Consider the following 20,089-nt stretch of genomic DNA (forward strand, 5'->3'; position numbering starts at 1 on the left):
GGGAACAGCCGCGCGCCTCAGGTAATGCGGCGAATGCTTTCGGCAATTTCTTCGCGCTCGAACACGCCTTTCCAGTCGTCGCGCATGAGGCGCGGTTTGCCGAACTCGATGGCCTTGTTGCAGGCATCGGAGAATGCGCCGGGAATCTCGTTGAAGATCACCGCGCTCAGAATGTTCATATGCCCAAGCAGAAAATCGCGGGCGGCCTCTTTCGGCACGCCGCGCTTCACCGTTTCGTCCATGGCTTCGCGCATCACGTAGAGCAAGGTCGCGCAGATCGTCTCGGAGAGACCGGGTTCGAGCAGCGCCATCTGGTCCACGCTCAGCCGGTACGAACGCAGAATCGGCTGATAGATCGTTTTGGCGACGTCTTCGCCGAGATCGAATGCTGATTCGGGACCTTGCATCAACGCGCTCGTAATCGACTGCTTCGCATACGCGCCGCCGAAAAAATCGCGCCGCGCTTGCGGATCAGACTCGTCGTTGAAAATCAGCGGATGGCACGGGTGCGCGACGAAATATGTGAGATCGGGCCGCTCCGGCAAATGGCCTGCGAACGGCGCGGCGGCGTCGAGCGTCATCACCATGGTGCCTGCGGGCAGCTTCGGCGCGATCTCGTGACTCAGCTTGCCGATCAGCGTGTCGGGCACGGCGAGAATGACGACCTGCGCGCCGTCGACTGCGGCATCCATCGACACGCAGTCCACGTCGAGTTCGTCTTTCAGACGCTGACGGCCCGCATCGCTGACCTCGACGTGCGCCACGCGGTAATCGGATTTCTTCAGGTTGCTGCTCAAGCGGAAGCCCATTTTTCCGCCCGCGCCGATCAGTGCGATTTTCTCTTTCATCGTCCTACTCCTTGAAGGGTTCGGTGTTGCTTCGATTCGGTTCCGATTCGGTTCGGTTCCGGTTCGGTGTCTCGTGCGCCTTTTAACCAGCGTGCGGGTCCAGCGCGGCAGAAGCGTGCTTATCGGACGCCCGCGGATTGCGCTCGCCGCAGAACGCGAAGGCCAGCACCGCGCTCAACAACATGAATGCGCCGACGACGAACATCGGCGCCTGATAGGAGCCTGTCGCATCCTTCATCGCGCCCGTGACATACGGCGCGACGAAGCCCGCGAGATTGCCGACCGTGTTGATCAACGCGATGCCCGCCGCAGCAGCCGCGCCTGAGAGAAAACGCGCCGGCAGCGCCCAGAAGTTGGGCAGCGCGGAGAAGATCGCGCAGGCCGTCACGGCGATCACCGCGATGCTCGTCGACGGCGACTTCATGAAGAGAGCGAGCGGAATGCTCAGTGCGCCGATCAACGCGGGGATGCCGATGTGCCAGTTGCGCACCCCGTGCTTCGTCGCGTTGCGGCTCCAGAGAAACAGCGCGATGGCGGCGGGCACGTACGGAATTGCCGTGATCAGGCCTTTCTGGAACACGTTGAAGTGCGTGCCGAACCGGCCTTCGAAACCGCCGATGATGGTCGGCAGAAAGAATGCGAGTGCATAGAGGCCATAGATCAGGCCGAAGTACATGAGCGCGAACATCCACACGCGGCCGCTCACGAGCGCGGCGCCCGCATTGTGACGGTGCGTCTCCCCACTCGCCTCGCGCAGACGCTGTTCGGCTTCGAGCTCGCTGGTCAGCCATTCCTGTTCGGCCGAGGTGAGCCAGCGCGCTTGCGACGGTTTGTCGGACAGATAGAACCACGCCACGAAGCCGATGACGATGGCGGGCAGCGCGACGCCGAGAAACATCACGCGCCAGCCCGCCAGGCCGAAGAACCCGTGCGCGCCGATCAGCAGCGCCGCGAACGGCGCGCCGATGACGATGGTGAGCGGCTGCGCCAGATAAAACAGCGCGAGGATGTAGCTGCGATGACGCTGCGGCACCCACGTGCTGAGAAACAGAATCGCGCCGGGAAAGAAGCCCGCTTCCGCGACGCCCAGCAGAAAGCGCAACGTGTAGAGCCCCGGCACGCTGCTCACCCAGGTGAACAGCAACGCGACGATCCCCCACGTCACCATGATCCGGGCAAGCCAGCGGCGCGCGCCGAACTTATGCAACGCCAGGTTGCTGGGCACTTCCAGAAAGATGTATCCAATGAAGAACACGCCCGCCGCAAAGCCGAACTGGGCAGCGTCGAGTCCGAGATCCTTCGTCATGCCGTTGGGACCGGCGAACGAGATTGCGGTGCGGTCCAGGAAGTTGATAAAGAACATCAACGCCACGAAGGGCACGAGCCGCATCGACACTTTCCGTATGGTGGAGCGCTCCAGCTCGTTCGACTGAGCCATTGGCATTGCAGTGCGCATTGCGTTCTCCGGGGGGAACTTGCAGATCACACATGTGATGTGCTGGTGTGATGAGTAGACCATCATGGTTAAAAAATAGGCACTGGGTTAACTACCGATCCGTGGAGACAGCAATCATCCGTTGCTATTTGGCCTGGTCAACCACCTGCATCCGCGAGTACATGCACGACGCCGAACGGCAGAAGCGTCACCGGCCGTGCGACCGGAAACGGCGTGTAGACCAGCGCGTCGGCGGTTGTCGTCCTCGGCACGGACTCTTCGTCGAGAAACGCCGCTTTCAAGCCGTCCTCCGAACCCTCCGATCCGATCAGATCGAGCTTGAGCGTCTGCGTGACAGGCGTTGTGTTCGCAAGCAGCACCTGTAAAACGCCGCGCGCGTCGCACGCCGCTACGCACACGATCTCGCCTGCGTGCCCCGCGTCGCAATGCAGACGTGCGGCGCCGGCCATTCGTGCAAGCGCTTTTGCAACATGGAACATTGGATAGCGGCGAGCGTCGGCTCCGATATCGGCGAGCCCTCGCGCGCCCGTCAGCGCGCCCAAGGTCAGTGTGTCGAGCCGTGCGCCCGCCACTGCCGCTGCATAACCCGCAAGCCACGCCGCTCCGAACAGCGCCGCTTGCCGTGGATCGGAGCCCGCCATGGCAATACGTTCGCCATAAAGATTCGGCATCACGCGCGAACCGTATGGGTTCTGCCGCATGCCGATCGACACCGGTCCGATTGCGTATGGCCGTGGGCCGATCAGTGCGCGGCACGAGCGCGTGATGTGAGGAATCGCTTCGAGGGTCTGCATGACGCTGACATCGTCGGCGGCATGGACGATCGGGCACGTCGCATGAGTGACCCAGTCGACGAGTTCGAGCGGCGGACGCTTGCGATTGAGTTCGGTGAAATAGCTCAGCATGCCGCCGCCGATCCGCACGCCCGGCAACGCTCGGCGAGCTTCGCGATACACCTCATCGAGAGCGGGACACGGCGGACTGACGCTACCCGGCGGATTCGATTGCCGATGCACCGCCGGACTCACGACCACGCCATTCAGCATGAGCCGCGCAGACGCAATCTGCGCAGCAAGCGTTTGCAGTTCAACGCGCGGCGCGTCGACACCGGGCAGCGCATATTCGAGCACGGCGGACAAGCCGCTTTGCCGTTGCAACGCCGCGAAGCGTTCGAGTTCATGCAGGCCGTGACCCGCTGTCGGGTCGAAGCTGAAAGTCAGTTGCTGCGGCGACAGTTCGGCGAGAAGCCCAAGCTGCGTCAGTGCGTCAGCGGTTTCGTCGACAGCGATCGCCACGCCGAGCATCGGCATCGTTTCTTCGGTGGGCGCATTGAGTTCGATTGAAAGCGCTCGAACAGCGTCCGCGGACTCGCACGGCGCAGCAAGTAACTCGCTACCGCGCGTCTTCTCCTCGAAGTCTTCAATGTTTTCAGCGTTCTGAACGTCGTCAACGCTCAAGGTCACGCTCTGTTCGAGCGTCGCGCCTGCTTCCAACGTGTAAGGCCAAGGCCATTCGAGCGGTCGCGAATAGGTTTTGAACGACGCGTCCGACCAGTTGCGCTGATCTTCCATCTCGAACGCGTCGCCCGCAAATTCGCAACGCACGGTGAAATGTGAAGACAGATCATGCTCGATGGCACGGATGTCCTTGAACGGCTGCCACGGATCGATCGATACCGGGAACGCCGCGCTTTCCACCGTGCCGTCGCTATGTTCGACGCGTGCGGGCGCACCGGCCACGCCATCGATCGGATGCAGCACGCAAAAGCCGCAACGCGCGGTCAGGAACTCGCCGTGCGTCGTAACGCTCGCCCGGGCCGTCAACGCGCCGCCGGCAGTGCAATCGACGGAAAGCGCATAGCTCAGTGACTGTCCGTCAGAGTTCTCGCAATGCGCCCGGTACGAGACCCGAAACGCGTCTTCCGATTCGTCGATCTCGATGCCTTTGAGCTCGGGCCGGCAAGTACCCCAATCCTTGTCACGCACGAGGAACGCGAGCGCGCGAATCACCTCGGTGTCGCGAAAGCGGATGTCGCGCAATGCGCCGTCGGCAAGCGTTGCCGACCACGGTCCCGCCGACAGCCGCCGCGCCTGCGGCACGGCTTGCGCGGTGCCGTAATATAGCCGCGCGAGTTCCGGACTCATCGCGCCACCACTTCGCGCTCGCCGAGCGTGGCCGCGTTGCGTTCCACTTCGGACAGGTGAACGCTTCGGCCTTCGCGCGCGGACAGATACGTCGCCTCGACGAGTGCAAGCGTGCGCAGATTGTCACGGCCGCTCGTTGCCGGTTCCACGCCACGGCGCAGACAGTCGACCCAATGTTTCTGGATGTCGAGCACGCTATGCTGGATAGCTTCCCACGGCGAACTTGCCCAGGCGAGCGTGGGCGGCGCCGCGTCGTGCGTCCCGGTTACGGCCGCCGTGTGAATCTGCAAGCGATAGTCCGCGAGAAGCCGCAATGTGCCTTCGGAACCGTCCACTTCGATTAGCGTCTGTGGAAAAAGCTCGTGCGGCAACCGCGTCGCGTAGCTGCAGTCCACCACGCTGCTCACTCCGTTTTCATGGCTGAGCAGGATGGTCGCGACATCCTCGCCGCGAATGGCCGGATTCACTCGCGCGATGTTCGCACTCAGACGCGACACGTCGCCAAACAGAAAGCGCGCGATGTCGAGAACGTGAATGCCGAGGTCTTCGACAATGAAGCGCTCGTTCTGCGCCAGATACGGCTGCCCGCTGAACACGTCGAAGGCGGAGCGAAACGACACGCGTCCCCAGAAGGGCTTGCCGATGGCGCCTTCGCGCAGCGCCGCGCCGGCCGCCTGAAGCGCGTTTTGCCAGCGGAAGTTCTCGTGCACCATCAGCGGTACGCGGGCTTCGCGACAGGCATCGACCATCGCGCGGGCATCGTCGAGTGTCGGCGCAAACGGCTTCTGGCAGATCGCCGCCACGCGCGCCGAAGCCGCCATCTCGACGAGCGCGCGATGACTCGCCGCCGTCGTCGCGATGTCCACAAAATCGGGGCGCTCCGCTTGCAGCATCGTAGCGGCGTCCGTGTAGAGCCGCTCTATGCCGAATTCGCGCCCCGCTGCCCGAAGGCGTGCTTCATCGGCATCGCACAGCGCAACGATCCGTGCACCTTCCACCTCGCGCCACGCATGCAGATGATTACGCGCGAAAAAACCGCAACCGATCAACGCGCCGTCGAACGTGCGCTGACCGCTTCGGGGTTGCTGCATATCGGATGCGCTCATCGCTCAGGCTCCGGTTGCGGCCTGCTTCTGCAACGCAAAGCGTTGCTGCACGCGTCGCTGGATCTGATCGACGACGACCGCGGCCACGATCACCACGCCCTTGATCACGGTCTGCCAGAACGCGCTCACGCCCATCATCACCAGGCCGTCCGACAGAATGCCAATCACGAACGCCCCGATGATGGTGCCGCCGATCTTGCCGCGCCCGCCCGACATCGACGTGCCGCCGAGCACCGCCGCGGCGATGGCGTTCAGTTCGAAAGTCTCGCCGCTCATCGGATGGGACGCCACGAGTTCCGATGAAATGATCAGCCCGACGATCGCCGCACACAGTCCCGAGAACATGTAGACGAACATCTTCACGCGATTCACGCGCACGCCGGACAACTGCGCGGCTCGCTCGTTACTGCCGATCGCATAGATCTGCCGCCCGAGCGGCGTGCGGCCGGCGATGTACGCCGCCACGATGCCGACCACGATCAGCAGCCAGATGGTGAGCGGCACGCCGAGAATCGTCGCGCCGCCGAGCGTCGGAAAGCCGGTGGTGCCGTAATCGGGATTGCCCGTGAGATTCGGGAAAGTTTCACCGCCCGAGGACAGCAATGCCGCGCCGCGCGCGATGTACAACGTGCCCAGCGTCGCGATGAACGGCGCGACGTTCAGGCGCGTGATGAGCAGTCCGTTGATCGCGCCGACGGCCACGCCCGAGAGCAATGCGACCACGATCACTTCGGGCACGCTCAGATACAGCGTGTACGTATCGCCGAGCGGAATGCCGTGCAGGATCAGACCGCCCGCGACCATGCCCGACAATCCGACGATCGACCCGACAGAAAGATCGATTCCGCCTGCAACGATCACGAACGTCATGCCGATCGCGAGAAACGCGTTCAGCGCAACGTGGCGCGACATGATGAGCAGGTTTTCGATGCTCAAAAAGTTGTGCGCCGCGAACGAGAAAAAGATCGCAACCGCAAACAGCGCAATGAAGGTGCGCAATTTCAGCAGCAACAGAAGCGGCGCCTCGCCGATACTCGCTCCGGGGGCCGCGCCTTTGATCGCCATCGTCATGGTTAGTCTCCGCAGTAGTGCTGCTATGTGCTGCTACATGCTGCCGTGTGTGCTGCTGTGCTGCTGTGCCGTTACACGCGACGTCAGGCCGCGGCGCGTTGCTGATCTGCCGTGCCGCCCGTCCGGTGTCCGACTGCCGAGGCGGCGACAAGCGCGTCTTGCGACGCAACGCTCGCCTCGAATTGCGCGGTCACGCGTCCGTTGGACATCACGAGAATGCGGTCGGACAAGGCCATCACTTCTTCGAGATCGGAGGTGACGAACAGAATGCCGAGCCCTTTCACCGCGAGATCGCGCATGACCTTGAAGATGTCCGCTTTGGCGCCGACGTCGATGCCGCGGCTCGGCTCGTCCATCAGCAATACTTTCGGCACGGTCATCAATGCGCGCGCAATGATCACCTTCTGCTGATTGCCGCCCGATAGCGAGCTCACGGGCAAACGCCAGTCGGCGACCTTGATCGCGAGATCGCGGATGTAGCCGGTAATGGAGCGTTGCTCGCGCCGCGTGCTGATATGGAAACCGCGCGCGAGATCCGGCAGGCTGGAGATCGTCATGTTTTCGCCGATGGAAAGAATCGGCAGGAGCGCGTCGGCCTTGCGGTCTTCGGGAATCAGCGCGAGGCCCTGCGCGACGCGCTTCGCAACGGGTTTGCCGGCAAGCGCTTTGCCGTCGAGCATGATTTCGCCGGTCGCATGCGGATGGCAGCCGAGAATGCATTCGAAGAGTTCGGAGCGTCCCGCGCCCATCAAACCATAGATGCCGACAATCTCGCCTGCGTGCAGCGACAGCGAGACGTCATCGACCATCATGCCACTGCCCTTGCGCGGCAAACTCACGCCGCTCAAGCGCAACACTTCCGCGCCGCGCTCGTGACCGATGGGCCGTGAGAAGTCTTTCGTTTCGCGCCCAACCATCTGACGGACGATCCAGGGAACGTCGACCTGGCTCATCGGCTGATTGCCGGTAATGCGGCCATCGCGCAACACGGTGATGTGGTCGCCGATCCGGATCAGTTCCTCGAGCCGGTGCGAGATATAGACGATGGCGACGCCATGCGCCTTCAGGTCCGCGATGACCTGAAACAGCACGTCGACCTCGGCGGCGCTCAACGCTGACGTCGGTTCATCGAGAATCAGGATGCGAGCGTCGTGCGCCAGCGCTTTTGCAATCTCCACGAGTTGCTGCTGGCCGATGCGCAAGCCTTCCACGAGCGTGTCGGGACTCACGTCGAGTTCCAGCCGCTTGAGCAGTTCGCGCACTTTGCGGCGCTGCGCTTCTGCGTCGATGTCGATGCGGCCCCGCGTGATCTCGTGCGCGATGAACACGTTTTCCGCGATCGTCAGATTCGGGAACAGATTCAGTTCCTGAAACACGATGCCGATACCATGGCGCAACGCATCGGCGCTGCTCGTGAGTTCGACCGGCTTGCCGTCGAGCAGGAGACGCCCCGTGCTCGGCTGCTCCGCGCCGGCGATGATCTTCATCAGCGTGGACTTCCCTGCGCCGTTCTCGCCGACCAGTACGTTCACGGCCGCGCGCCGCACTGCGAAGTTGACCTCCTTCAGCGCGATCGTGCCGGGATAAACCTTGGTTACGCCCTCGACATGCAGAATCACGTCCTCGCCGTGGCCCGCCTCGACGTCGGCATCGGCTCTGCTTTCTGCGGCGCTCATGGTTTGTCTCCGAGCGCCACTGCGAGCGGCACGACCTCAGGCTGCTCGGCCGACGAATCGTACGAGAACGCGCCCGTCACGGTCACCTGCTTGCCCTTGAGGGCGTCGCGCGGCAACGGCTTCATCACGTGCGTGGCGGCATAGCTGTTCAGCGCGGTGCCGAACTGCGCGTATTCGATCTGATTGCGGAAGCTCGTGAACGAGATGAAATCGAGCGTGTCGCGCAAGGTCGTGCCGAGCACCGTGGGTCCGATGTCGACGATCACGTCGGCCTTGCCGTCGCCGTCCGTGTCCACCCCCACCGTGCCCTGGCTCGATTGCGTATCCACCTCGACGATCGTGCCGTGCACCGTGGTCGGGAAATTCCACGGCGCGCCGTCGTCCTTACCGCGATAACCGTATTTGCGGCCGGCGGCGTCGGCGTCGGCGCCGATCGCGGCGCGCAGCGTCGTGTAGTCAGTCGCCCGCTTTTCGACGTCGGGCACGATCTTCGTGCTCCACATCGAACTGACCATTGCGTTGGCGTCGTAGCCTGCGGACGAGTACGCATCGCGTGAATTCTTCGACGCCTGTGCGTCATGCTTGACCAGCTTGCATCCGTGCAGCGCCCCGCTCGCGACGACGATCAGCATCGCCGCATACATGCAACGTCTCATAAAGGTCCCCGCGTGAGGCAAGATGAGAAACGGTGATGGCGCGCCACGCAACACGCAAGCGCTTGCATGGCGCGGGCTCTCAGGTGAGCTGAGCAGGACTCAACGCAGCGCGAACATGTCGAGCTTCGCCGCGTTGGCCTTGGTGATGAGCGAGCAGTTGATCAACTGCTTTTCCGGCTTCCCGGTCGAGCCGGTTTTCAGATACTTGTCGGCCTGTTCGACTGCCTCGGTCGCGGCTTGCGCTGCCGGTTGCAGCACTGTCGCGCGGATTTCGTTGCGGGTGATCGCATCGCGAACGTCGTTGCTGCCGTCAAAGCCGACGACGATCACGTCAGGACGTTTGGCCGCCTTGAGCGCCGCCGATGCTCCCATCGCCATCGTGTCGTTGCCTGCAATGACACCCTTGATGTCCGGGTGGCTTTGCAGAATGGTTTCCATCACGCGGTAGGCTTCCGTCTGACTCCAGTTCGCCGATTGGCGCTCGACGAGCTTCATGTTCGGAAACTGGTCGATCACGTCGTGATAGCCCTTGGAACGAATGCCGGCATTGATGTCCGCCTCGCGCCCGACGAGTTCGACATAATTGCCCTTCTCACTCAGCGCCTTGACGAAAGCACGGCCGCCGAGCTGCGCGCCCTGATAGTTGTTCGACACGATCTGCGACACCGCGATGCCCGTCGCGTTGATCTCGCGGTCGATCAGAAACGACGGAATGCCCGCCGTTTTCGCCTTCTTCACAGCGGAGATGGAAGCTTCCGAGCCGGCATTGTCGAGAATGATCGCCTTCGCGCCGCGAGCGATGGCGGTGTCGACCAGATTGGATTGCTTGTTGGCGTCGTCGTCGTGAACCAGGACGATTGTCTCGTAGCCGAGCGCCTTGGCGCGCGAGTTGGCCGTGTCGGCTTCGGCCTTGAAGAAGGGGTTGTCGTGCGAGGGGGTAATGATGGCGATCAGATTGGCCGCCTGCGCGGCTCCGCATGCGCCGGCGACCGTCAGTGTGGTCAACGCGAGCGCGAGCCACCGCTTCGATGCTTTCATCGTTCGTCTCCTGTCTCTTTCTGGTTAAACGCCTTTGTACTGCTTGAAACCAGCCGACGGTCGCTCCTGCCTTCTTGTCATCACTTATGCCGTCATGATGTCATCATACCAGTTAGCACGGAGGCTTCAAGGAGATCAGCGCCAGGGTTTTCGCGGGGGAAACGTTTTATGAGGTGATATCTCAACCGTGCATGCACTCGCAACCTGTAACAAAGGCGAGGGATCGCAGTAGCGCTGGCCATAAACGCCAAGCCGCTCCAATAAAGACAGGGCCCAAGACCGCGCGCAGCGCTCGCCGCACACGCTGCGCGCGTACCGGAGAACTGCGCCGTCTGGTCGGGCTGGTGCGAAGCGCACCGGCGCGGCGGCCCCCTGTCCGACCTGACGCGTGACGAGCTGCTCGCATTCCGGCGCTCACTGGATCAACCCTGACACGCCGCGGGAGCCGCACGCGCACTCGCGTCCGGCGGCGCCCCAGCCGTTCATGCGTTGGAGCCTGTTCCGCTACTGGCAGAAGACCGGCTATCTGGTGGTCAACCCGCCGTCGAACTGTCGAGCGACGGCGCCGCGCGCATGACGTGGACGCCGGTACGATCCTCCCGGCCCGGGGTGTCGCCGCCCGTGTGGGCACGCCGCTGCGCGATCTGGTCGCTGTACCGTTTTGCCGGGGTGCGACTCGCCAAACTCGAATGGTCGGTGGAACAGAGGCTGCCGCACCTCAGCGTCGACGAAGACACCAACAAAGGTGCCGATACAGCGGCCGGCACAGCAACCCGCGCATCGGTCCCCTGCCAGCCGCGCCTGGTCCCTGCACGTACGGGGCAAGGGTGGCAAGCTCCGGGTGATCCCGCTGCCGTCGCGCTGTGCGCCGGTGCTCCGTGACTATCGCGTTTTACGGGTCTGCCGGCTGACCGGCGCCATTCGAATCCGTGCGGCTCATTCACAGCGAGAAGCGCAACGCGCACGGCCACAACTGCCTCCATGACGAGGTGAAGGCGGTGCTGCAGGCGGCCGACAACTGGTGCCGCCACATGATCCCGCGACGCGTGCGCTGTTCTACGCAGCGTCCACGCACTGGTTACGGCAGGGCTATGCGCGCACGCTGGCGGTCGATCGCGCGGTACCGTTGCCCGTCGCGCAGACGCTTTTGGGGCACGCGTCGGTACAAACCACGGCCGCGTATGCGCGCACCGACCTCGCGCAGCTGCGGGAGTTTGTGGAGGGGAGTTTTCCAGCTTCAAACTGAGTTGAGTGTTCGAGCCTCGAGATACGATCGGGTGCCCGGGCCCTTGGCCGCTCGTCGGCCATTGCCGACCTTGGAGTATCGGCGACCGTGAGGTAGCTGATAGACACGTTGCCGCCGTTCGCGCCGTCGTAGCCTCTAGTGTCAGATGCCGATGTGAGTGAATGAGTACTTGCGACCCTCAACGGTCCCTCGGGCACGGTCGCCGTGAACGACCGTTTTCGAGGTCTTTGAGACGCCCGCGCGTTGCTGCCGGCGACCGGTAATCGGCGATGCGATACGCGTACACAAAAGCGTTCTCGGTGCGTATACGCCAAGGCACACAGGCGTTATCTGGGATGACTTCGCCGTCGAGCGAGACCCGTGAAGCTATCACGATCTCGTCCGTGCCCACTTCGCCTGACAACTCCTCAATTAGGGCAGCAATCAATCGGTCGAAGACGATGGGTCAACCGGCCAGTTCCGAAGAGAACGCAATTTCCACTGTCCGCATTCTGACTGATCCAATGACCGTGGTGCCCGCAATCCGACTATGCGACTGAGGCCGTGCAATTGATGCTTCGCAAGACGAACCCTAGGTTCAGTGCGGGGCAACCTGCCAGGCGAGAACGGGTTGGGTGGCACCGGGCAGCATCACCCACACGCCGTTCGGACCGAAATCCCATCCGACAAAGCTGGCCGGGTTGCTCATCTGGGCCGTGGTCAGCCCGTTCGCCGCAGGCAGATTGCCCCCGCTCGCCGGTTGCCCCGTCGTCTGGACGTTCCAGTAGACGTCGTTCCCAAGATCACCGCAGCTGGCGCAGATGCCGCCATGAAACGCTAACCCACTCACGGAACCTGACGCGAAGGACTGCGTGATCGTGCCGGTGTTCCCAAGGAATGACCCAGCGAGTCCTCCCGCGGAACCACGCGAGGCAAATCCCAAGACTGGGCCGGTGGCATATGACTCGATGATCGTGCCTTTGTTACTGACAACCAGGCCGCCCGCAGCGGTATCCGCTCTGACGGTAGCGCTGCTGCCCGATCGCGCAACCAGTCCGAAGTTAGTTGCGACGAGCCCGGCGAACTCATTGCCAAGGTTCCCCGAGGTAATGGCCCCGGAGGTAAACACGTTGGCAATCGTTCCGTGATTCTGAATGGCCAGTATCGCGGCCCCGTTATCAAAGAAAAAATCCACCTGACCGAGGTTCGCGTTGACGTTCACGTCGCGCACGACGCCGTTTGGACCGATATCGCCAAACACGGCCTCGAAGCGGGGCGAGAGATTGGAAATCGTATGCCACATACCGTCGAACTGCCCCGTGAACGACGTACCGGCAGCGAAACCGAGCGTCTGGAACGCGGAATTGCCAGCGTCGAGGTCTTTGCCTAGCGCGTAGTTGCCGGCAAGATTGTTCTCGATGTTCTGCAGGTCTGCGACCGAATTGACGAGTTGGTAGCCGGTTATCTGCGTGACGAGCCCACTGTAGAGCGGCGCTTGCCAGGTCGCATTGCTGACGAGCGTGCCGGGGCTGAAACTGCCGTTCATATCGTAGAGCGCGCTGACGATGCCAGTACTCTTCGACCAGTCGACGGTGCCGTTGTTGGCGACGCTGCCGCCGTTGTCGATGCCGGATGCGTCGGCGCGCAAGGTCAGATTGCCCGCACCGTTGTTCGCGATCGTCGTGCCCGTCGTCACGGAGACGTTGCGGTACGCGGCGAGAGTGAGAGAAGCGGGACCCTGCCAGCGCAGGCTCGACGCGACGCCCAAGTCGCCTGTGGCGCCGTTGGCGCCCGTCGTCGCGATATCGATCGAGGTGCCCGCGTTCAGACTGCGTTGCAACGCATGTGCGGCCGAGTCATCGATCGTGAAGTCGGGCGTCGACAGATTCCATTTCGCCGCGTGAACCGCTGCGTGCCTGCCGAAAGTGAGTTGTGCCGCTTGCGTATCGACGGTTCCGCCACTGCCGTCCGCGTTGTTTGCGGTGATCGTGCCGTATTGTTCGACACGGCCGCTGTCGGCGACCAGCCACACATGGCCGTCGCGGCTCGCCGTGCCCGTCGCGCGGATGCGCGTGCCGCTGCCTGCGAGCGCATACACGTTGCCGTCGGCGGCCTGCAGACTGATCTGCGCGGCGGTTATCCGCCCCTTGTTGACGACCGTGCCCTGACTGCCTGTCTGCACGAACACCTGCCTGCTGCCGGCTGCGTCCTGCAACAGCACCTGCTCGCCGGCGGCGAGTTCCGCCGTGCCATTGGGTGCCGCCACGGTGCCAGCGTTGATGACGTCGTGTCGCGCAATCAGGAACACATCGCCGCCGCTCGAACTGATCTTGCCGAGATTGATCACGGCTGCGTTCGAGTTGCCCGACAGCGTGAGCGAGCTACCCTGCATGAACGCGTCGTTGCAGATGTCCAGCGTCGACGCGACGAAACGTCCGCCGGTTGTGATTACGCCCGATGACCCCACGACGACGCCTTGCGGATTGATCACATACAGGCTACCCGTTGCACTGAGCCTGCCGAGAATGGCCGAAGGTGAGCCACCCGTCACCCGGTTCAGGGTCGCGCCCGAGCCGTTGTCGAACGTCACGCTGTTGTGCCTGCCGATCGAGAAACTGTTCCAGTCAATCACGCCGCGCGTCGAACCCGGTTGCGTGACCACGAGACCATTCCCCTGGCTGGTTATGGTGCCCGCGCCGGCCACGTATGTGCCGCCTTGTGGAAGGACTCCTGCGGCGAACGCCACGGGTGTCACGGACAGTACAGTCAGCGAAATGCCGACGGCAAGCCTGATGTGTCCGCGCGACTGCTGTCGACGCGGTGCGCGTCGCGCGGGCCGAAGTAGTTCTGGATGTGACATACAGCCCCCCTTTCCGCGTGCGCGCGGAATGGATGCCGACGACCCGCAGAGCCGGCCGGAAAGGCGTGAGTCGCAGCGTCTGAAGAATAGCAGTCGGCGTCGCGGATGCATGTCAATATCTCAGCGTTTTGCGACTTCATGTGGGGACTTTGCGCCATCTGTTGCGTGGCGGGGCTCATGATGCGCGTCGACAAGATCCGAGGCCAAATTGCACCCCAGGCGTCAGGAACAGCGACTGTGTCTTCTACTCCGTCGTCGGTCTTAGGTGAGTTGCCGACAGCGGAAAATATGGCGATCGAAGATGGGCGCTCGTGTTCCGGAGGACAATGGCCGCTTGCAGTGCCGGAGCCGACATCTGAAAGTCCGTCCAACGGGAGAGGCGAATGTCGCTTGATGGCCGGCAAGCGTCCGCCGACCTTGTCTCAATCAGACTTCGGTTCGTTCAGCCATCTCGAGCGCGTCGTCGACCTCGATACCGAGGTATCGCACGGTGCTTTCCAGCTTGGTATGGCCTAACAACAGCTGAACAGCGCGCAGATTCTTTGTGCGCCGATAAATCAGCGATGCCTTGGTACGGCGCATCTGTGAGTGCCGTATGCGGCATTATCTAGCCCGATCGATGCGACCTACCGGTGAACGATGCGCGCATACTGGCGTGTCGACACGTGAGGTGAGGCGCGGAGCCGGCTCGGAAAAAGATAGTCGGCAGGTTTCAGTCCGCGCACCGAGACCCATGCCGCAACGCTCTGGCGTGTTAGCTCCGTGATCTCGAACTGCACCGGCCGTTGAGTCTTCCGCTGCATGACGGTTGCCCGCGAGACCACGTGACCTCCCATGCAGACATCCTGTACCTGCAGCCGCGTCAGATCGCACGCGCGAAGCTTGCTGTCGATCGCCAGGTTGAACATCGCCAACTCGCGAGCGTTGGACGTTGGACGACATCTGCAGTCTCGTTCGAATCGCCCAGATCTCGCGGAGCTTCCAACGAAGGCTTCTGGCCGGTCAGCCCCCCTTGTTCCACGGCACCCGACAAGCGCCGGGAGAATTAAGCGCTTCCATGACAATCTCCTAGTCGAAGAAGGGAGATCGATTTTGCGCTTGGTGCAGTGGTCAATCTTCGACCCGCAGTTGCCTTTCGACGCAATGAGAGGCTGTGGCAGGTTGCAAACTGGAACGGCCATTCGCGCGACGTCCCGGCCGACGAGTTGTCGACGTAGGCCGAGGGTCGGCCTCGGAGTTTCTGAGGCAGTTGCGTATTGTATTTCCGACAATCGCATTCCGCAGCGGCGAATGTTTCCCCCGCTGCGAGCCACGGGGGCTGGAAACCAAAAGCGAGGAAATCCAAATTATCTGTTCGTTCAATACGTCTTCGGGTTCTTCACCTGCATGCACCCGGTGAGATTGTTCGCGAGATTCTCGTTGAACCAGGCGAGCGTGCCGGTTTTCTGATGTGCGCCGTCGGGATCGTTCAAGTAGACGGTGCCGCCGTCAACACCGGTCAATACAATCACATGACCCACCCCATACCAGTATCCTGCACACCAGATCGGCCCGCTGTCGCGCAACGCGCGGAGTAGATCCCGATTCGACCACTGGTTACGCGCCGGCAACTGGCGGAGTCCGACGGTCTGCGCGAGGGTGATGAACGACTGCGGATAGAGACCGGTGTTGGCCGTATAAACGGGGGTAAGCGTGTTCATTGGCCCTTGGCGTCCGCTTTGCCCTTGCCAGTAAAGCCAGATCATCATGGCGCTGGTATGCCAGCAACACATGGACTTCTCCTGCGCTAGAAGGGGGACTTTCAACTTGACAACAGTCACCATGGCCTCCGTGGATCTATGTCGTTCGACGCATCGCGCGCTGCGGCCACACGCGGCACGGCTCAGGGACATCCACCTTCTTTGGTCCCGCATTTCATCAGTCTCTGACACGCCAGCTGTCGCGCGCAGTTATAAATTGATACATCGATGGAGTGAACCCCTGAGGCTGGACCGGGCGAGGTTCGGAAAGTGATACGCTTGTTGGGCCTTCACTTGAAGGAGAAGGTCATGCCTGCAAGAGGTTCTTATCGACGCCATAGCGGCGAGTTCAAACTGCAATTGTGCACGGACATCCGCACAGGCAAGATCGGACGCCGTGACGCAAGCCGAACTCATGGGCTTTCGGCCAATCTTCTACAGCTCTGGTTGACGCAGTATGACCGTGGCGATCTAAACGAAGAAGAGGCTGCGGCGAGCGTAGTTGCAGAATACGAAGCGAAGGTTGCCGCGCTCGAACGCAAGGTTGGACAGTTGACGATGGAGCTTGATCTACTTAAAAAAAGTCCGAGGCTACGTCTCGTGACCGACGGCGCACCATCATCCATTGTGAGCGGCCCGCATCCTGCTCGATCAGGCAAGGATGCAAAATGATCGCCCTCGCACGTAGCACCTTCTATTACCGCTCCAAGGCACACGAAGCGGCGCTATCAGATGACCGGCTGGTTGGTCTGATCGGCGACATCCACGACGAATTTCCTGGATATGGCTATCGTCGGGTCACCCTCGAACTCTGCCATCGAGGCTATAGAATCAACCACAAGCGGATTGCGCGGGTCATGCGTGAACGTCATCTGGGTGTTAAGCACAGACGCCGCTTCGTTCGAACAACGGACAGCAATCACAGTAATCCGGTCTTTCCCAACCTGTATCGCAACCGGATTCCAGCAAACCCGAATGAGGTGTGGGTGGCGGACATAACGTATATCGGACTGGCGTCCGGATTTGCGTACCTAGCCGCAATCATTGACGCCTGTAGTCGACGCATCGTCGGCTACGCCGTAAGCCGTTACATCGATACAGAACTGGCGCTTGCGGCACTGGATGTTGCGGTTGAGAGCCGACGACCCGAGCCCGGTCGCTGCATTCACCATAGCGACAGGGGTTGTCAATACGCTAGTGCGACCTACCGGGAAGCGCTGGACCGATACGGCCTGATCGGCTCAATGAGTGCAGTCGGAAACCCGTATGACAACGCGCAGGCAGAGAGCTTTATGAAGACCCTGAAGGTCGAGGAAATTTATCTCGCCGGGTACGAGACCTTCGCGGACGTTACGTCCAGGCTTCCCGTGTTTCTGGAAGACGTCTACAACGGCACGACGTATGCACTCGTCGCTAGGTTATCTGTCGCCCACGCAATTTGAGGATCGTCTCGCCCAGCAAGCGGCTTAGTTTTTGGCCAAACCCCGGTCCAGCCTCAGGGGTTCACTCCACATCTCACGAGCCAAGAAGTGCGTGCTGACGCACGCCTCCTTTCCGAACATGTAACCGAGACAGTTGACCTGAATCTCCGCAACGGGATTCCGCGTGAGCGCTTCCTCAGCTCGGTGCGCGCTATGCCACATTTACACTTGGACGGCAAAAACGTTCTTCGCCAGATCGATGTCAACTGTCGTAGTCGAACGTCCCATGCCTGCTGCTAAACACTCGACTGAATGTCCGCCTGAGGTAAAGGGCGATCGGCCGGAACTGGCCGATCCGCGCCGATGCGGCAGCCAGCCCTCGCACTGAAATGACGGGCCGAGGACATTTTGTCAATCAAGGGGCTCTACGGGTGAATCTAACACGCGACGCCGCGTTCGTATCAGGCGACACGCGATTTGCACGGCCCCTAGGAAGTTTGTGAGACACACGGTAAAGCGTACCAAGGAAGCCGCGGTATTGTCGTACGGAAGAAGGCTGTTCCACCAGATAAGGGACTCCCGCATTTGCCCGGGAAAACTCAGGGGCCGTCGCGATGTCGTGGGCGAACGTTGGCCATGGCATCGCTTTGGCGGAAGGTGCTAGACGTACGATCAGAGATAGCCATGAGCAGCACAAAAAAACAACCGACTTCGACGGACGGGGGCCTGTTGCCGGCCAGCCTCGCCGACGCGCAGCTCGACCACTTCGAACGCATAGCCCAGTACGTCACGCGCGTGAACGCTGAAAACACTTTCCGTGGGCTCGATCACGAGTATTGGGAAAGGCGCCTTGGCAGGTTGGCGGAAACACATGACCTTGTAGCCGTTCAGCGGCGCCGGGTCTTCCGGCTCCTCGACCTGCTCAAGCGGCACGCATCGGTCAGCATATGCAACCGCACCGCTGCCTGATGCCGGCCGGGGAAAACCGGACGTCAGCCTGGGGGCCGATAAGAGAACACGGTGGCGATTCCGATCCGGCAAACGGGCGCTCGCGGATAATGTCCATCTAGGGTTCCTGCTTGTGGACCGGTCAAGTACCCCGCTAATCATGCGCCGTGTACCAGTCGGGTGAGGAGGAGTCCATCCCATTGTTCCTGGCCGGCTCCTGCCGATTTATGCCGCGGCTACAACCCGCTCCCGGCAACCTGACTTTACAGACCGCAGTCCGATCGGCGCGGGAGTCACCGCAGTCGGATAGCACCGCGTGCTCAACCTTCTTGCGCATTTATGTGGTGCCTGCCGCCGGCCAGGTAGCATGTCGCTCCAGCCTGTCCTGTTCGCGTCGGAGCAGCGGGGCATACCCGTGCAAGTCCCGCGGCGCGATATCAAAGGCGCGGCGGAATGCGCGCGTAAAACTCGACGCACTATTGAAACCAAGCCCCGAGGCAATGTCCTGCACTTCGAGATGAGGAAAGCGGACCAGTTCATCAGCCGCCATTCGCAGCCTGCGGCTGGCGATATAAGTGGCCAGGCCGCCTTCATGCTCGAACAGTCGGTACACGCTGGCGCGCGACAAATGAAGCGACGCCAACACGCTGTCAGGCGACAAATCCGGGTCGTGCAGATTGGCCTCGACATAGCGCCGAACTTGTCCGTACGCTGCGGCGCGCACCGCAGCGCGAGCGTTACCGGATAGGCCCGCTTGTCGGCTGAATGCCGCGGCCAGCAGTTCGACCGCGGTGAGAAAAGACTGATGTGCCTCGTCTTTGCTCAGGCCGACGATTTGTCGATTGAGCGCGACCAGATGAGCAATCAGCATGCGCGTCAAGGGCGTCGTGGCTTCGACCTGGCGGCCATGCAGCGACGCGGCGTCGGGGAACGCTTTTTCGACCAGGGCGCGCGGCACAAAGAACAGCAGTATCCGGCTATGAAAACTCCGGACTGTGCACGGCTGATCCATGTCCAGCGCGAGGATGGTCGGCCCGGAAGATAACTGCGGTGCGTCGCGCCGTTGCTTGCCGCCCAGGAATTGGCCGGGCAGACCCTTCAGGAACACGCTGAAGCTAACGTCGAGTATGCTTTCCGTCGACACTCGTCCCAGCGACCGCACGGCCAGATTGGGACTGGTGCGGAAATCGAAAAAACTCAGATTGTCGATAGTGTAACGAGAGAGCGCCGCGTCGAACGTCTCGTCACCGTGCTTCGAGGCAGCCTGGATGTCGTAGACCGGATTCATGCGCTCCTGCCAGGCGAGGAAGCTGTGACGGGCGTCGCCTTGCACGCTGAAATTGCTGTGCACGATGCCCGGCGCAAGCTTGGGCGGCTCCGGCGGTAACAACAAGTGGCTCAATGGCATACGGGCGGGCGACAGTTCGTTGGTCCATTGGTGCGCATCGCTGGTTTCCGTCCAGTTGTGGTCCGCCCGGTGCGGCGAGTTTCCATGTCAAGTCAGAAGGCCGCCCCGTGCGCGCCTATTGGGTGACAAAGAAGAATATCCTGTCCGGGCTGCCGAAGCCATGGAAGGCTTAAAGCGACCCAGGCGGTTCGTAGCCTTCATCCAGCCGGTCCATCAAGAGAACAAATCGACAATCGGATCGTGCAGCTAGGGCCCATTCTATCTGGCAATCCGCGCGCGAAGGTCAGCTGTCTGGGGCAAATTCGACGTTCGGATGTCCGCTTGAAAGCGTTGGTCAGCGTCCGTAGCTGGCCGACCCGTGCCTCATGCGCCCGGCATATCGCGACCCCTTTCAGCCGCTCGACGTTCAGTCTTCCCTACGTCTCTTCCTGAAGTGGAGCGGCCACTGAACTGGTCGATGTTGCAGGCTGGTCGAAGGCCGCGCTGAGCTTGC

The 20,089-nt window shown here is 61.9% G+C and carries 15 protein-coding genes and 1 pseudogene; 3 read left to right on the forward strand and 13 right to left on the reverse strand.

Translation table 11 applies throughout. The features are described 5' to 3' along the window. Positions 1 to 17: 17 nt before the first annotated feature. The 8 genes from JMY24_RS36335 to JMY24_RS36370 form a co-directional block, all read right to left on the reverse strand. Complete coding sequence (locus JMY24_RS36335; protein WP_201703946.1) at positions 18 to 848, reverse strand: phosphogluconate dehydrogenase C-terminal domain-containing protein; 831 nt, start codon at positions 846 to 848, stop codon at positions 18 to 20. 82 nt (positions 849 to 930) lie between these two features. After that, the gene (locus JMY24_RS36340; protein ID WP_236597728.1) at positions 931 to 2,304 is read right to left on the reverse strand and encodes an MFS transporter; all 1,374 of its coding nucleotides are present in this window, start codon (positions 2,302 to 2,304) and stop codon (positions 931 to 933) included. Between the two features lie 137 nt (positions 2,305 to 2,441). Beyond that, positions 2,442 to 4,448, reverse strand: coding sequence for a D-apionate lactonase (gene apnL / locus JMY24_RS36345; protein WP_128598524.1), 2,007 nt, complete (start codon positions 4,446 to 4,448; stop codon positions 2,442 to 2,444). Then, complete coding sequence (locus JMY24_RS36350; protein WP_201703948.1) at positions 4,445 to 5,554, reverse strand: Gfo/Idh/MocA family protein; 1,110 nt, start codon at positions 5,552 to 5,554, stop codon at positions 4,445 to 4,447. Before JMY24_RS36350 ends, apnL begins: the two co-directional genes overlap by 4 nt. A 3-nt stretch (positions 5,555 to 5,557) precedes the next feature. After that, positions 5,558 to 6,625 (reverse strand): ABC transporter permease, encoded by a 1,068-nt coding sequence (locus JMY24_RS36355; RefSeq protein ID WP_027800663.1) that lies wholly within the window; start codon positions 6,623 to 6,625, stop codon positions 5,558 to 5,560. Positions 6,626 to 6,708: 83 nt separating this feature from the next. After that, complete coding sequence (locus JMY24_RS36360; protein ID WP_128598525.1) at positions 6,709 to 8,301, reverse strand: sugar ABC transporter ATP-binding protein; 1,593 nt, start codon at positions 8,299 to 8,301, stop codon at positions 6,709 to 6,711. Beyond that, on the reverse strand, positions 8,298 to 8,945 hold the full coding sequence (locus tag JMY24_RS36365; RefSeq protein WP_236597729.1) for a DUF2291 family protein: 648 nt from the start codon (positions 8,943 to 8,945) through the stop codon (positions 8,298 to 8,300). Before JMY24_RS36365 ends, JMY24_RS36360 begins: the two co-directional genes overlap by 4 nt. Positions 8,946 to 9,056: 111 nt before the next feature. Then, complete coding sequence (locus tag JMY24_RS36370; protein ID WP_128598526.1) at positions 9,057 to 9,995, reverse strand: D-ribose ABC transporter substrate-binding protein; 939 nt, start codon at positions 9,993 to 9,995, stop codon at positions 9,057 to 9,059. 1,021 nt (positions 9,996 to 11,016) lie between these two features. Between JMY24_RS36370 and JMY24_RS36375 the strand changes: the two genes are divergently transcribed. Next, a complete protein-coding gene (locus tag JMY24_RS36375) occupies positions 11,017 to 11,241 on the forward strand; it encodes a site-specific integrase (RefSeq protein ID WP_201703952.1) in 225 nt (74 codons plus the stop codon). 577 nt (positions 11,242 to 11,818) lie between these two features. Here the strand turns inward: JMY24_RS36375 and JMY24_RS36380 are convergent. The 3 genes and pseudogenes from JMY24_RS36380 to JMY24_RS36390 all read right to left on the reverse strand — a co-directional run bounded on the left by JMY24_RS36380 (position 11,819) and on the right by JMY24_RS36390 (position 15,993). Then, positions 11,819 to 14,080: a two-partner secretion domain-containing protein gene (locus JMY24_RS36380; protein WP_201703954.1), complete on the reverse strand. Its 2,262-nt coding sequence runs from the start codon at positions 14,078 to 14,080 to the stop codon at positions 11,819 to 11,821. Positions 14,081 to 14,506: 426 nt separating this feature from the next. Then, positions 14,507 to 15,139: pseudogene (locus JMY24_RS36385) on the reverse strand (tyrosine-type recombinase/integrase). Between the two features lie 299 nt (positions 15,140 to 15,438). Then, entirely contained in the window at positions 15,439 to 15,993 is a 555-nt protein-coding gene (locus JMY24_RS36390) for a papain-like cysteine protease family protein (RefSeq protein ID WP_328809334.1), read from the reverse strand. A 135-nt stretch (positions 15,994 to 16,128) separates the two neighbouring features. Here JMY24_RS36390 and JMY24_RS36395 point away from each other — a divergent pair, with 135 nt between their 5' ends. Continuing rightward, complete coding sequence (locus tag JMY24_RS36395; protein WP_128598624.1) at positions 16,129 to 16,491, forward strand: transposase; 363 nt, start codon at positions 16,129 to 16,131, stop codon at positions 16,489 to 16,491. Then, complete coding sequence (locus JMY24_RS36400; protein ID WP_328809335.1) at positions 16,470 to 17,261, forward strand: IS3 family transposase; 792 nt, start codon at positions 16,470 to 16,472, stop codon at positions 17,259 to 17,261. The genes JMY24_RS36395 and JMY24_RS36400 overlap by 22 nt, the downstream gene beginning before the upstream one ends. Before the next feature lie 651 nt (positions 17,262 to 17,912). Here the strand turns inward: JMY24_RS36400 and JMY24_RS36405 are convergent. Both JMY24_RS36405 and JMY24_RS36410 read right to left on the reverse strand, forming a co-directional pair. Further along, the gene (locus JMY24_RS36405; protein ID WP_164862245.1) at positions 17,913 to 18,173 is read right to left on the reverse strand and encodes a hypothetical protein; all 261 of its coding nucleotides are present in this window, start codon (positions 18,171 to 18,173) and stop codon (positions 17,913 to 17,915) included. Between the two features lie 352 nt (positions 18,174 to 18,525). Then, entirely contained in the window at positions 18,526 to 19,581 is a 1,056-nt protein-coding gene (locus tag JMY24_RS36410) for a helix-turn-helix domain-containing protein (RefSeq protein ID WP_236597731.1), read from the reverse strand. Positions 19,582 to 20,089 lie beyond the last annotated feature (508 nt).

Source organism: Paraburkholderia kirstenboschensis, assembly GCF_904848585.1.
Lineage (GTDB): Bacteria > Pseudomonadota > Gammaproteobacteria > Burkholderiales > Burkholderiaceae > Paraburkholderia > Paraburkholderia kirstenboschensis.

Coding starts and splice junctions, on each gene's coding strand:
- JMY24_RS36335 (WP_201703946.1), bottom strand. CDS start 848: ATGAAAGAGAAAATCGCACTGATCGGCGCGGGCGGAAAAATGGGCTTC.
- JMY24_RS36380 (WP_201703954.1), bottom strand. CDS start 14,080: ATGTCACATCCAGAACTACTTCGGCCCGCGCGACGCGCACCGCGTCGA.
- apnL (WP_128598524.1), bottom strand. CDS start 4,448: ATGAGTCCGGAACTCGCGCGGCTATATTACGGCACCGCGCAAGCCGTG.
- JMY24_RS36370 (WP_128598526.1), bottom strand. CDS start 9,995: ATGAAAGCATCGAAGCGGTGGCTCGCGCTCGCGTTGACCACACTGACG.
- JMY24_RS36350 (WP_201703948.1), bottom strand. CDS start 5,554: ATGAGCGCATCCGATATGCAGCAACCCCGAAGCGGTCAGCGCACGTTC.
- JMY24_RS36390 (WP_328809334.1), bottom strand. CDS start 15,993: ATGCGGGACCAAAGAAGGTGGATGTCCCTGAGCCGTGCCGCGTGTGGC.
- JMY24_RS36395 (WP_128598624.1), top strand. CDS start 16,129: ATGCCTGCAAGAGGTTCTTATCGACGCCATAGCGGCGAGTTCAAACTG.
- JMY24_RS36355 (WP_027800663.1), bottom strand. CDS start 6,625: ATGACGATGGCGATCAAAGGCGCGGCCCCCGGAGCGAGTATCGGCGAG.
- JMY24_RS36365 (WP_236597729.1), bottom strand. CDS start 8,945: ATGTATGCGGCGATGCTGATCGTCGTCGCGAGCGGGGCGCTGCACGGA.
- JMY24_RS36340 (WP_236597728.1), bottom strand. CDS start 2,304: ATGCGCACTGCAATGCCAATGGCTCAGTCGAACGAGCTGGAGCGCTCC.
- JMY24_RS36360 (WP_128598525.1), bottom strand. CDS start 8,301: ATGAGCGCCGCAGAAAGCAGAGCCGATGCCGACGTCGAGGCGGGCCAC.